The 12,819-nt window shown below is 73.0% G+C and carries 11 protein-coding genes; 9 read left to right on the top strand and 2 right to left on the bottom strand.

Translation table 11 applies throughout. The features are described 5' to 3' along the window. From BLU82_RS13175 to BLU82_RS13165, 3 genes are read left to right on the top strand one after another with little or no spacing between them, the layout of a single operon-like run. Positions 1 to 861, top strand: a complete 861-nt coding sequence (locus tag BLU82_RS13175; RefSeq protein WP_092620879.1) for a RimK family alpha-L-glutamate ligase — start codon at positions 1 to 3, stop codon at positions 859 to 861. Between the two features lie 48 nt (positions 862 to 909). After that, the gene (gene thrS, locus BLU82_RS13170; RefSeq protein ID WP_092620877.1) at positions 910 to 2,883 is read left to right on the top strand and encodes a threonine--tRNA ligase; all 1,974 of its coding nucleotides are present in this window, start codon (positions 910 to 912) and stop codon (positions 2,881 to 2,883) included. A 48-nt stretch (positions 2,884 to 2,931) separates the two neighbouring features. Next, the gene (locus tag BLU82_RS13165; RefSeq protein ID WP_092625775.1) at positions 2,932 to 3,396 is read left to right on the top strand and encodes an HIT domain-containing protein; all 465 of its coding nucleotides are present in this window, start codon (positions 2,932 to 2,934) and stop codon (positions 3,394 to 3,396) included. Between the two features lie 7 nt (positions 3,397 to 3,403). On the opposite strand, the gene BLU82_RS13160 is transcribed toward BLU82_RS13165, so the two are convergent. Continuing rightward, positions 3,404 to 4,444: an ArsR family transcriptional regulator gene (locus BLU82_RS13160; RefSeq protein WP_092620874.1), complete on the bottom strand. Its 1,041-nt coding sequence runs from the start codon at positions 4,442 to 4,444 to the stop codon at positions 3,404 to 3,406. Positions 4,445 to 4,552: 108 nt separating this feature from the next. On the opposite strand from BLU82_RS13160, the gene BLU82_RS13155 reads away from it, so the two are divergent. Together BLU82_RS13155 and BLU82_RS13150 are read left to right on the top strand one after the other, a co-directional pair. Beyond that, positions 4,553 to 5,527, top strand: coding sequence for an MBL fold metallo-hydrolase (locus tag BLU82_RS13155; RefSeq protein WP_092620871.1), 975 nt, complete (start codon positions 4,553 to 4,555; stop codon positions 5,525 to 5,527). Positions 5,528 to 5,538: 11 nt separating this feature from the next. Then, positions 5,539 to 7,008, top strand: coding sequence for a S10 family peptidase (locus tag BLU82_RS13150; protein WP_092620868.1), 1,470 nt, complete (start codon positions 5,539 to 5,541; stop codon positions 7,006 to 7,008). Between the two features lie 177 nt (positions 7,009 to 7,185). Here the strand turns inward: BLU82_RS13150 and BLU82_RS13145 are convergent, their stop codons facing one another. Continuing rightward, entirely contained in the window at positions 7,186 to 9,318 is a 2,133-nt protein-coding gene (locus tag BLU82_RS13145; protein ID WP_092620865.1) for an elongation factor G-like protein EF-G2, read from the bottom strand. 207 nt (positions 9,319 to 9,525) lie between these two features. On the opposite strand from BLU82_RS13145, the gene pgsA reads away from it, so the two are divergent. The 4 genes from pgsA to BLU82_RS13125 are packed head-to-tail and all read left to right on the top strand — an operon-like array spanning position 9,526 to position 12,738. Beyond that, entirely contained in the window at positions 9,526 to 10,137 is a 612-nt protein-coding gene (gene pgsA / locus BLU82_RS13140) for a phosphatidylinositol phosphate synthase (protein WP_092625773.1), read from the top strand. Then, a complete protein-coding gene (locus BLU82_RS13135; RefSeq protein ID WP_092620862.1) occupies positions 10,134 to 11,063 on the top strand; it encodes a phosphatidylinositol mannoside acyltransferase in 930 nt (309 codons plus the stop codon). The genes pgsA and BLU82_RS13135 overlap by 4 nt, the downstream gene beginning before the upstream one ends. Further along, on the top strand, positions 11,060 to 12,199 hold the full coding sequence (locus BLU82_RS13130; protein ID WP_092620859.1) for a glycosyltransferase family 4 protein: 1,140 nt from the start codon (positions 11,060 to 11,062) through the stop codon (positions 12,197 to 12,199). The genes BLU82_RS13135 and BLU82_RS13130 overlap by 4 nt, the downstream gene beginning before the upstream one ends. Further along, positions 12,196 to 12,738, top strand: coding sequence for an NUDIX hydrolase (locus tag BLU82_RS13125; RefSeq protein WP_197682916.1), 543 nt, complete (start codon positions 12,196 to 12,198; stop codon positions 12,736 to 12,738). The genes BLU82_RS13130 and BLU82_RS13125 overlap by 4 nt, the downstream gene beginning before the upstream one ends. Positions 12,739 to 12,819 lie beyond the last annotated feature (81 nt).

The raw sequence follows: 12,819 nt of genomic DNA, 5'->3' as shown, positions 1-12,819 counted from the left end.
ATGCCCCGCGTCGCCCTGGTCACCTGCGCCGAACTGCCCGAGCTCGACACCGACGACCAGCTGGCGGTCGAGCCGCTGCGCGCTCTCGGCGTCGACGTCGAGACGCCGGTGTGGGACGACCCCGCCGTCGACTGGGCCGGCTTCGACCTCGTCGTGCTGCGCAACCCGTGGGACTACGCGCGCCGCCGCGAGCAGTTCCTGGCCTGGGCGCACTCCGTCCCGCGGCTGCTGAACCCGGCCAAGGTGGTCGAGTGGAACACCGACAAGGTGTACCTGCGCGAGCTGGCCGCCGCCGGGCTGCCGGTCGTCCCCACCACCTGGCTGACGCCGGGCGACGCCGCGGAGCTCCCGGACGCGGGCGAGTACGTCGTGAAGCCGTCGGTCAGCGCGGGCTCGGCCGACACCGGCCGCTACGACCTCGCCGACGCGGCGCAGCGGGCGCTCGCGCGGGCCCAGGTCGAGAAGCTGCTGGCCCGCGGGTCGACGGTCATGCTGCAGCCGTACCTCACCGCCGTCGACACCGCGGGCGAGACCGCCATGCTGCACCTCGGCGGCGTGTTCAGCCACGCCATCCGCAAGGGCGCCCTGCTCGACGGGCCCGACCTCCGCGACGGCAAGCCGCTGTGGAGCGAGCAGATCGAGCCGCGCGAGCCCACCGCCGCCGAGCGCGACCTCGCCCGCCGCACCCTCGACGCCATCCCGGGCAGCGACACCCTGCTGTACGCCCGCGTCGACACCATTCCGGGTCCCGACGGCGCGCCCGTCATCCTCGAAGTGGAACTGACCGAGCCCAGCCTCTTCCTGGCCACGTCGCCGGGCGCGCCGCAACGCCTGGCGCGCGCGATCACCGCCCGCCTCTAACCGCTACCATCGACCCGGCCAGAACCACCCCACACCGAGGAGCACGTCGTGTCCGAACAGATCCGTATTGCCGTCGCCGGAAGCGAGCGACAGGTCGATGCGGGCACGACGGCGGCCGAGCTGTTCGCCGACGACGCCACGGTGGTCGCCGCGCGCGTCGGCGGCACGCTCGTCGACCTCGCCCGGGTGCTGGCCGACGGCGACGCCGTCGAGCCGGTCGAGATCACCTCCCGCGACGGCCGCGACATCCTGCGCCACTCGACGGCGCACGTCATGGCGCAGGCGGTGCAGGAGCTGTACCCCGAGGCCAAGCTGGGCATCGGCCCGCCGGTCGAGAACGGCTTCTACTACGACTTCGACGTCGCCGAGCCGTTCACCCCCGACGACCTCAAGAGCATCGAGAAGAAGATGCAGCAGATCGTCAAGGAGCGGCAGTCGTTCGTCCGCCGCCCGGTCAGCGACGACGACGCGCGCGCCGAACTCGCCCAAGAGCCGTACAAGCTCGAGCTGATCGGCCTCAAGGGCGGCGGCGCCGAGCAGGCCGCCGAGGGCGCGTCCGCCGAGGTCGGCGGCGCCGAGCTGACCATCTACGACAACGTCAGGCCCGACGGCGAGCTGGCCTGGAAGGACCTCTGCCGCGGCCCGCACTTGCCGACCACGCGGAACATCCCGGCGTTCAAGCTCATGCGGGTCGCCGCCGCCTACTGGCGGGGGAGCGAGAAGAACCCGCAGCTGCAGCGCATCTACGGCACCGCCTGGGAGAGCCGCGACGCGCTCAAGGCCTACCTCGAGCGCCTCGCCGAGGCCGAGCGGCGCGACCATCGCAAGCTGGGCCGCGAACTCGACCTCTACAGCTTCCCCGACGAGCTCGGCTCCGGCCTGCCGGTGTTCCACCCCAAGGGCGGCGTCATCAAGCGCGAGATGGAGGACTACGTCCGCCGCCGGCACCTGGAGGAGGGCTTCCAGTACGTCGGCACGCCGCACATCACCAAGCAGGGCCTGTTCGAGACCTCCGGGCACCTGCCCTACTACGCCGACGGCATGTTCCCGCCCATGGAGCTCGAGGGCAGCTCGTACTACCTCAAGGCGATGAACTGCCCCATGCACAACCTGATCTTCCGCTCCCGCGGGCGGTCGTACCGCGAGCTGCCGCTGCGGCTGTTCGAGTTCGGCTCGGTGTACCGGTACGAGAAGTCCGGCGTGGTGCACGGCCTCACCCGCGTGCGCGGCATGACGCAGGACGACTCCCACTCCTACGTCACCCAGGAGCAGGCCGCCGACGAGATCAGGCACCTGCTGACCTTCGTGCTCGGTCTGCTGAAGGACTTCGGGCTGGACGACTACTACCTCGAGCTGTCGACCCGCGACCCCGAGTCCGACAAGTTCATCGGCACCGACGAGCAGTGGGAGGTCGCCACCCGCACGCTCGAGGAGGTCGGCGCCGCGTCCGGCCTCGAACTGGTCCCCGACCCGGGCGGCGCCGCCTACTACGGCCCGAAGATCTCGGTGCAGATCCGCGACGCCATCGGCCGCAGCTGGCAGATGTCGACCATCCAGCTCGACTTCAACCAGCCGGCCCGGTTCGAGCTCGAGTACCAGGCCGCCGACGGCACCCGGCAGCAGCCGGTCATGATCCACTCGGCGAAGTTCGGCTCCATCGAGCGGTTCATCGGCGTGCTGGTCGAGCACTACGCCGGCGCGTTCCCGCCATGGCTGGCGCCGGTGCAGGCGGTCGGCATCCCCATCGCCGACGAGCACGTCCCGTACCTCGCGACGGTCGCGGCGAAGCTCGCGGAACAGGGCATCCGGGTCGAGGTCGACGACTCCGACGACCGCATGCAGAAGAAGATCCGCAACGCGCAGAAGCAGAAGATCCCGTTCATGCTCATCGCGGGCGACGACGACGTCGCGAAGGACGCGGTCTCGTTCCGCTACCGCGACGGCAGCCAGAAGAACGGCGTGCCGGTCGACGACGCGGTCGCCGAGATCGTCGACGCCGTCCGCCGCCGCGTACAGGTCTGACCGGTGCCCGAGGCCGACCGCCTGGAACGGCTGTGGACGCCGTACCGCATGGCGTACATCACCGGCGAGCCCGGCAACGGCAACGACGACGACGGCTGCCCGCTGTGCGCCATACCGCGCAAGTCCGACGAGGACGGGCTGATCCTGCACCGCGGGCGCACGGCGTACGCGGTGCTGAACCTGCACCCGTACAACCCGGGCCACCTCATGGTCGTCCCGTACCGCCACACCGGCGAGTTCGAGACGCTCACCGACGACGAGTCGCGGGAGCTGACGTCGATGACGCAGGACGCCGTCCGCGCGGTCAAGGCGGCGTCGGCCCCGCACGGCTTCAACGTCGGCCTCAACCTCGGCGGCGTGGCCGGCGGCTCGCTCGCGGCGCACCTGCACCAGCACGTGGTGCCGCGGTGGAGCGGCGACGCCAACTTCATGACCGTCCTCGACAACACCAAGATCATGCCGCAGCTGCTGGCCGACACCCGCGCGCTGCTGGCGTCCGTCTGGCCCGGGTAACGGCCGCTCAGTCGTCCGTGAGGCCGAGCGCCCTCATGGTCTCCGTGGCCCGCTCGGTCCGTTCGTAGAGCACCCGCCGGCCCTGACGGCGCCGCCGCACCAGGCCGGTGCGGTGCAGCCTGGCCAGGTGGTACGAGACCGTCGACGGCGCCAGCCGCTGACGGGCGGCGAGCTCGCTGGTGGTCCGGGCGACGCCGAGGTCGGACAGCAGCCGGGCCCAGCCGTCGCCGAACAGCCGCGCCGCCGGCGCCGGCGCGTCCGAGCCCGTCCACACCCGTCCCCGGCGCAGCGCCGGGTACCCGAGCATGGCGGTGCCGCTCCAGCCGTGCCAGACCGCCGGGTGGGGCAGGAAGGCCGACGGCGCCAGCACCACGCCGCCGGGCGGGTCGAACGTCAGGTCGTACGGCCGCGGGAGCCCCACCCGCGCGCCGTCCCAGGTCAGCCGCGGGTCCAGCAGCTCCACGACGGAACCGAGGCCCCGCCCGGCCGCCTCGAACGCGTGCTCACGCACGTCCGCGTCGTTGACCGCACGCACCGACGGCCACAGCGGCGCCAACGCGGCGCGCCAGAACCACTCCAGCTGATCGGCGAGACACCGGCACAGCTCGTCCGCGCCCTGCCGCTCCACGATGGCGGCGACGGGCGCGGGGAGAGCGCGGCGCGGGTCGCCGATGACGCCGCCGAGCTGCGCGAACGCGTCGGGCTGGTCCGGCGGGTCCGGCCGGAAGGCGAGTGCGAGCTCCCGCCGGACGCGCGCGGCCGGCGTCGTCGCCACGGCGTGCAGCTCGTCCTCGATGCTGGACTCGTACGCGGCCGGAACAGGCGCGAGGAAGTCCGGGACGTACCAGGTGGCCTCCTCGGCCAGCGCGAGCAGGACGCCGACGCGGTCGCGGTCGACCCGGCGCGCCGTGTCGGCCACCCAGTGCCGCGCGTACGGCGCCCGCCCCGGGTGGACGAGGACCTCGACGGCGTTCAGCAGCTCGGCCAGCTTCGGCAGCGCGAACCTGGTCAGGGCCAGGCGGGGCGAGTCCAGCGCGATCCCGAGCACGTGCGGGCACCTCGGCTTTCGATGATCGTCGAATCATTGGCCAGGCCATCGGCCGCCTGGTCGACTCTGTCACGGCACCGCCACCACCCCACAGACCAGGGAGGCATCATGCCCGACCCCACCGCATCCGGCCGGCCGGCCGCGCACCGCGGCATCGGCAGGCGCCCGTTCGTGGTCGCCGCGCTCGGCGCCGGGCTGGGCGCCGCGGCACAGGTGACGGCGAGCGCCGGACCGGGTGGTGGCCGGCGGGTCACGTCCGCGGCCCGCCGCCGGGTGGGCGAGCTGGAGGTGATCGCCCTGCTCGACGCGTCCGGGCCGTTCCCCGCCGCCTGGACGCAGATGTTCCCCGACGCCACCGAGGCCGACTGGGCGGCGGCGCGGGCGATCGACCCGGAGGCGTTCGGCGCCGACGGCCGGTGGCACCTCGACTTCCACTGTTACGCGGTCCGGCGCCCGTCGGGCCGGGTCATGCTCGTGGACAGCGGCGTGGGCCCGGCCGGCAGCCCGGCGTCGGGCTGGGCGCCGGTGCCGGGCCGGCTGCCCCAGGCGCTCGCCGAGGCGGGCATCGCCGCCGGCGACGTCGACCTGGTGGTGATGACCCACCTGCACGAGGACCACGTCGGCTGGGCCGTCGGGCCGGACGGGACCCCGATGTTCGCCGACGCCAGGTACGTCGTCCAACGCGACGAGGTCGACCACCTCGCCGGCGACCCCGAGAGCGTCGTCTGGGGCTACGTCGTCGAACCACTGTTGCGCACCGGCCAGTTGCACCAGGTGCGCGGGCCGGCGCGACTGCCGGCCGGCACCCGCCGCGGCGAGCGCGTGCTGGCCGTGCCGACCCCGGGACACACCGTCGGGCATCAGTCCGTGCTGGTCGACGGCCCGGGCGAGGAGGTGATCATCACCGGCGACGTGCTCGTCCACGCTGTGCAACTGGCCGACCCCGGTGTCGCGTACGCGCTGGAGGACGACCAGGAGCTGGCCCGCACGACCCGGCGATCGCTGCTGCGGCGGGCCGAGCGCAGGAACGCGGTGCTCGCCACCGCCCACCTGCACGCGCCGTTCGTCGACCCCCGCCGATAGGGTCGGCGGCTGTGAGCGATGCCGCACCCAAGCCCGCAGCCGACAACGTCGCCGAGCACCTCGAGGACGAGCTGGTCACCAGCCAGCACGTCCTCGACACCCCGGACGGCCCGCTGCACTACACGGCCAAGGCCGGCCGGGTGGTGCTGTGGGAGGACAAGGTCGAGGACGACGTGTGGAAGGGCCGGCGGCCGCGCGCCCAGGTCGGCCTGACGGCGTACACCCTCGACGACGCCGACCCCGGCACCCGGCCGGTCACCTTCGCGTTCAACGGCGGACCAGGCTCGGCCAGCGTGTGGCTGCACCTCGGCGTGCTGGGGCCGCGCCGCGTCGTCATGGGCGACGTCGGCGACCTCGCACCGCCGCCGTACGGGCTGGCCGACAACCCCGAGTCGCTGCTCACCGTCAGCGACCTCGTCTTCATCGACCCCGTCTCCACGGGCCGCTCCCGCGTCGTCGACGGCGAGAAGGCGGGCGACTTCCACGGCTTCACCGCCGACCTCGAGTCCGTCGGCGAGATCATCCGCCAGTGGGTCACCGCCGAGGGGCGCTGGCTCTCGCCCAAGCTGCTGGCGGGGGAGTCGTACGGCACCACCCGCGCGTCGGCGCTGGCCCAGCACCTGCAGAGCACCGGCATGTACCTCAACGGGCTCATGCTGATCTCCTGCGTCCTCAACTTCGGCGTGCACGACTTCAAGGAGGGCAACGACCACGCCCACGCGCGGTTCCTGCCGTTCTACGCCGCGACCGCCCACTACCACGGCAAGCACCCGGGCCGTGAGCTGCGCGACGTCGTCGCCGAGGCCGAGCGGTACGCGGCCCGCGACTACCTCTACGTGCTGGCGCGCGGGTCCCGGCTCAGCGCCGAGGAGCGCGCTGACGCCGTCGCCACGCTCGCCCGCCTCACCGGCGTCAGCGAGGACTACGTGTCCCGGGCCGACCTGCGCCTGGAGCACTGGCGCTACTTCACCGAGCTGCGCCGCGCCGACGGCCTGAGCGTCGGCCGCCTCGACTCCCGGTTCACCGGCCCGGCCGGCGACGGCATCGCCGACGGCATGGACGCCGACCCGTCCATGGACGCCATCCTCGGCCCGTACGCGACGGCGTACCAGCACTACGCCCGCGCCGAGCTCGGCATCGAGGACACCTCCCCGTTCCACGTGTTCGGCCGCGACGTCATCGGCAAGTGGAGCTACAAGGAGTTCGAGAACGCGTCGGTGTCCGTGCTCGACCGCCTCTCCCGCGCCATGCGGCAGAACCCGCACCTGCGCGTCCACGTCGCCTTCGGCTACTACGACGGCGCCACGCCGTTCTCCTGCGCCGAGGACGACCTCGCGCACCTGAACATCCCGGCCGGGCTGCAGGACAACATCGAGCGCCGCTACTACGAGGCCGGCCACATGATGTACGTCCACGAGCCCAGCCGGCTGCGCCAGAGCGCCGATCTCGCCGACTTCGTCCGCCGGGCGACGGCGACCTGATGGCGTGAGTCCTCTGGCCAGTCCCAGATGATGGGCATGCCCTCGGCGGGGCGGGTCAGATGCAGGCTCCCGGGTGGTGGCGGGCGGCGGGGTGACACCCGTGCCAACAGTTGGCGCTGAGGTCACCGCGCCGGAACAGTACTCCCGTCGGCCGGCGGGGCCGGCCGAGTCCAGGTCCTAGGGTCCGTCCGCCGTCACCTTGGCGGCGAGGTTGTGCGGCATCGGCTCGTAGCGGGCGTAGCGCCTGGTGAACGTGCCGGTGCCGTGGCTCATGGCGCGCAGGTCGATGGCGTAGCGGACGATCTCCGTCTGCGGCACGTCGGCACGCACCACCGTCCGCCCGGAGCCCACCGTGTCGGTGCCGAGCACCCGGCCGCGTCGTCCGGCGAGGTCGCCCATGACGGCGCCCACGTAGTCGTCCGGGATCATGACGGCGATCTCGTCGACCGGCTCCAGCAGGCTCACCCCGGCCGCCGACGCCGCCTCGCGCAGCGCCAGGCCGCCCGCGGTCTGGAAGGCCATGTCGGACGAGTCGACGCTGTGCGCCTTGCCGTCGTACAGGGTGACCTTGATGTCGACCATCGGGTAGCCGGCGACGGTGCCGCGCTCCATCTGCGCCCGCACGCCCTTCTCGACGGAGGGGATGAACTGGCGCGGGACGGAGCCGCCGACGACCTTGTCGACGAACTCGAAGCCGCCGCCCTCGGGGAGCGGCTCGACCTCGATCTCGCAGACGGCGTACTGGCCGTGCCCGCCGGACTGCTTGACGTGGCGGCCGCGGCCGTTCGCCTTGCCGGCCAGCGTCTCGCGCAGCGGCACCCGCAGCGCGACGGTGTCGACGTGGACGCCGTGGCGGGTCCGCAGCCGGTCGAGGACGAGGTCGGCGTGCGCCTCGCCCATCGTCCACAGCACCAGCTGGTGCGTCTCGCCGTTGTTCTCCACCCGCAGCGTCGGGTCCTCCGCGACCAGCCGGGAGAGGCCCAGCACCAGCTTGTCCTCGTCGGCCTTGGCGGACGGGACGATCGCGAACGGCAGCAGCGGCTCGGGCATCGTCCACGGCCGCATGAGCAGCGGGTCGTCCTTCGCCGAGAGCGTGTCGCCGGTCTCGGCGCCGGACAGCTTGGCGATCGCGACGATGTCGCCGGCGTGCGCCTCGGCGACCGGCCGCTGGGTCTTGCCGAGCGGACAGGACAGCGCGCCGATGCGCTCGTCCTCGTCGTGCTCCTCGTGGCCGCGATCGGCGAGGAAATGGCCGGAGACGTGCACCGTCTGGTCGGGGCGCAGCGTGCCGGAGAACACCCGGACCAGGCTGACGCGGCCGACGTACGGGTCGGACGTGGTCTTGACCACCTCGGCCAGCAGCGGGCCGGCCGGGTCGGCGCTGATGCCGTCGCGCGGGGTGCCGGTCACCGTCGTGACCTCGGGCAACGGGTGCTCGGCGGGGGAGGGGAAGCCACCCGCGATGACCTCCAGCAGCTCCTGCGTGCCCAGGCCGGACGCGGCGCACACCGGGATGACCGGGTGGAACGACGCCCGCGCGACCGCCCGTTCGAGGTCGTCGACCAGCACCTTCAGCTCGATGTGCTCGCCGCCGAGGTAGCGCTCCATCAGCGTCTCGTCCTCGGACTCCTCGATGATGCCCTCGATCAGCTCGCCGCGGGCCTCCTCCAGCAGCACGGCCTCGTCGTCGGACGGGGCGCGCTCGGCGCGGCGGCCCCCGTCGTAGGTGAAGACCCGCTCGCTGAGCAGGCCGACCAGCGCGTCGGTCCCGCTGGGCAGGTAGAGGGGCAGCACCTTGTCGCCGAAGCCGTCGCGGATGGCGGCCAGCGTGCCGGCGTAGTCGGAGCGGGGGTGGTCGAGCTTGGTGAGGACGACGGCGCGCGGCATGCGGACCGCCTCGCACTCGGCCCAGAGCAGCCGCGTCGTGCCGTCGATGGGTTCCGCGGTCGAGACGACGAACAGGGCGCAGTCGGCGCCGCGCAGCCCGGCCCGCAGGTCGCCGACGAAATCGGCGTACCCGGGGGTGTCCAGCAGGTTGATCTTCGTCTGCTCGTACAGCAGCGGGGCGATCGCGAGACCGACCGACCGTTGCTGGCGGATCTCGCTCTCGTCGTGGTCGCTCACGGTGGTGCCGTCCTCGACCCGCCCGGCCCGGTGGATCGTCCCGGACGCGACGAGGAGGGCCTCGACCAGCGTGGTCTTGCCGGAGGAGGTCGGGCCGACGAGGGCGACGTTGCGGACGTCGACCCCGTCGGCCGGAGGTACGCCTCCGGCGTCGGACTGTTCTCCCGTCTGGTGCCGTGTCGCCATGCGCCAGCCTCCTGCCTCGCAGGCGACGCGCGGCCCGGCGGTTCCAGCGCCTCGTTGCGCCGCCGCGGTTTGTTGGTGTGGTGATGGCCACTTTGCTGCCGGAGGCGTGGATGCGCAAGGGTGATCGGCATATCGCCAGTAGCATGGCGGCGCCGGGTGCCGCTCAACCAGCGGGCCGGTTTCGGACTGGAGTCGAACGGACGGGCGATGCTCGACAAGTACACCCGGGTCTATTCGACCCGCATCCTGACCCCTGCGGCGCGCGGGATGCTGCGACTGGGGCTGGGCCCGGATGCGGTGACGGTCATCGGCACCCTCGGCGTGGTCGCCGGTGCGCTGATCTTCTACCCGCAGGGCGAGTTCCTCTGGGGAACGCTGTTCATCACGGCGTTCGTGTTCTTCGACAACATCGACGGCATCATGGCGCGGCTACAGGGCCGTACCAGCAAGTGGGGGGCGTTCCTCGACTCCACGCTGGACCGCTTCGGCGACGCCGCGATCTTCGGCGGTCTCGCGATGTGGTTCGCCGGCGACGGCGACAACCTGCGCATGGTGGGGCTGCTGATCGCCTGCCTCACGCTGGGCGCCGTCGTCTCCTACGCGAAGGCGCGGGCCGAGAGCCTCGGCTACACCGCCGGCGGCGGCATCGCCGAGCGGGCCGACCGGCTGGTCGCCATCCTCGTCGTCACCGGGCTGGTCGGCCTGCTCGACCTCCCCGTCGTGGTGCTCGAGGTGCTGCTGTGGGCGCTGACGGCGGCCAGCGCGTGGACCGTGTGGCACCGCGTCGACACCGTGCGGCGGCAGGCGGCCCTGGAGTGAGTACGTTCGGCGACCGTCGCCAGCTGTGGCTCTACAGCACCGGCTGGAAGGCGGTGCAGCACATGCCGGAACGGGCCGCGTACCGCTCGTTCCGGACCATCGCCGACTTCTTCTGGCGCCGCCGCAGCCCCTCGGTGCGGCGGCTGGAGCTGAACCTCGCCCGCGTGAGCAAGTACGACCCCGACGAACTGCGCGAGCTGACCCGCCTGGGCGCCCGCTCGTACATGCGGTACTGGTGCGACGCGTTCCGCATGTCCGAATGGAGCCACGAGCGCATCCTCGACCGCGTGCGCGTCGTCGACGAGTACCGGCTGCGCGACGCCCTGGCCGCCGGCCGCGGCGTCGTCGTCCCGCTGCCGCACATGGGCAACTGGGACTGGGCCGGCGCGTGGGCCTGCCTCACCGGCGCCCCGCTGGCGACGGTGGCCGAGCGGCTGCGCCCGGAGGCGCTGTACGAGCGGTTCGTCACCTACCGCGAGGCGCTGGGCATGACGGTGCACCCGCTGGGCGGCGACGGCGTCATGAGCGCGCTGTCCGAGCACCTGAACCGCGGCGGGCTGGTGTGCCTGCCGGCCGAGCGGGACCTGTCGCGCCGCGGCATCCCCGTCACCCTGTTCGGCGAGCCGACCCGCATGCCGGCCGGCAGCGCCATGCTGGCCCTGCGCACCGGGGCCGCGCTGATCCCCGTCACGCTGTCGTACGAGGGCCACGAGCCGGAGCACCGCCTGGTCATCCGGTTCCACGAGCCGATCGACCCACCGGAGGAGCGCGGCGAGCGGCTGGTCACCATGACGCAGCGGATCGCCGACGCCTTCGAGGTCGGCATCCGGGCCAACCCGGAGGACTGGCACATGACCCAGCGGCTGTTCCTGGCCGACCTCGACATCAACGACCCGCGGCGGCGGCCCCAGCAGGTGGCGCCGTGAAGGTCGGCATCGCCTGCCCGTACTCGTGGGACGTCCCGGGCGGCGTCCAGGTGCACATCCGCGACTTCACCGAGGAACTGACCTCCCGCGGGCACAAGGTCTCCGTCCTGGCGCCCGGCGATGACGACGACGACCTGCCGCCGTACGTCACCACCGTCGGGCGGCCGTTGGCGATCCCGTACAACGGGTCGGTGGCACGGGTCGCGTTCGGGCCGCGCATCGCCGCGCGGGTGCGCCGCTGGCTGGTCGACGGCGACTTCGACGTCGTGCACGTGCACGAGCCGGCGTCGCTGTCGCTGGGCCTGATCACGACGCTGTGGGCCGAGGTGCCGATCGTCGCGACGTCGCACTCGGCCATGCGGCGGTCGCGGGCGATGAGCGCGGCGCAGGGCATCCTGAAGTCGGCGTTCGAGAAGTTCACCGCCCACATCGCCGTCTCCGAGGAGGCCCGCCGCACCGTCGTCCAGCACCTGGGCGTCGACGCCGTCCTCATCCCGAACGGCCTGTTCGTCGACCGGTTCGCCGTCCCCGCGCGCGAGGAGTGGCGGTCGGAGGAGGGGACGCTGTCGTTCCTCGGGCGGCTGGACGAGCCGCGCAAGGGCCTGCAGGTGCTGCTCAAGGCGTGGCCGGCCATCCACGACGCGTTCCCGAAGACGCGGCTGCTGGTGGCCGGGCGGGGCGAGATCGAGGACATCCGCCGCGGCATCGACCCGCGCTACCGCGACGCCGTCGAGTTCCTGGGCGGCGTCAGCGACGACGACAAGGCGGCGATGCTGGCCAGCAGCGACATCTACGTCGCGCCGCACATCGGCGGCGAGTCGTTCGGCATCGTCCTGGCCGAGGCCATGGCGGCCGGAGCGCCGGTGCTGTCCAGCGACCTCGAGGCGTTCCAGGCCGTGCTGGACGGCGGCCGCCTGGGCGCGCTGATGCCCGTCGGCGACTCGTCCGCGCTGGCCGACGAGGCCATCGCGCTGCTCGGCGACCCCGCGCGGCGGGCCCGCTACCGCGCGGCCGCGTCGCTGGGCGTGCGCCGCTACGACTGGTCCCGGGTCGCCGACGAGGTGCTGGCCGTCTACGAGATGGCTGTCGCCGTCGGGTCCGGCGGGCACACCTTCAAGCTGCCGGGGCTGCCGTGAACTGGGAATGGCTGTTCGTCACCATCGCCGTCCTCGCCGCCCTGGGCGTCTACCTGTCCTGGACGGCCGGCCGGCTGGACCGGCGGCACGCGCGCCTGGAGGCGTCGCGGGCCGTGCTCGACGCCGAATTGCTGCGGCGGTCCGGGTCGGTGCTCGACCTCGCGACGGCCGGGCTGCTCGACCCCGCCTCGTCGGTCGCTCTGGCCGACGCGGCCTCGCGGGCCCGGACCGCCGCCGAGGGCACGGAGCGGTACCAGGCCGAGAGCGACCTCACCGCGGTGCTGACAGCCGTGCTGGACGACCCCGCGGACCTCGAGCCGCTGCGTTCCGACCCGGCCGCCGAAGCAGCGCTGGAGGAACTGGCGATGGCCTGCCGGCGGGCGGCGCACGCACGGCGGTTCCACAACGAGCTGGTGCGGGGTGCGGTGAGGCTGCGGCGGAAGGCGTTCGTGCGGTGGCTCCGGCTGGCCGGCTACGCGCCCATGCCGGAGACCGTCGAGCTGGATGACACGGTGCCGCGGGGGTTGGCTTCCGAGTAGTCGGCCGGGCCCTCGTTGATTGACCCGGCGCAGCCCGGGCCCCCCGGATTAGCAGCGTCAGGGGGCCGGCCGGAAGATGGG

This window comes from Jiangella sp. DSM 45060 (genome assembly GCF_900105175.1).
Taxonomy (GTDB): domain Bacteria; phylum Actinomycetota; class Actinomycetes; order Jiangellales; family Jiangellaceae; genus Jiangella.
This window is presented reverse-complemented; position numbering and strand designations above follow the sequence as displayed.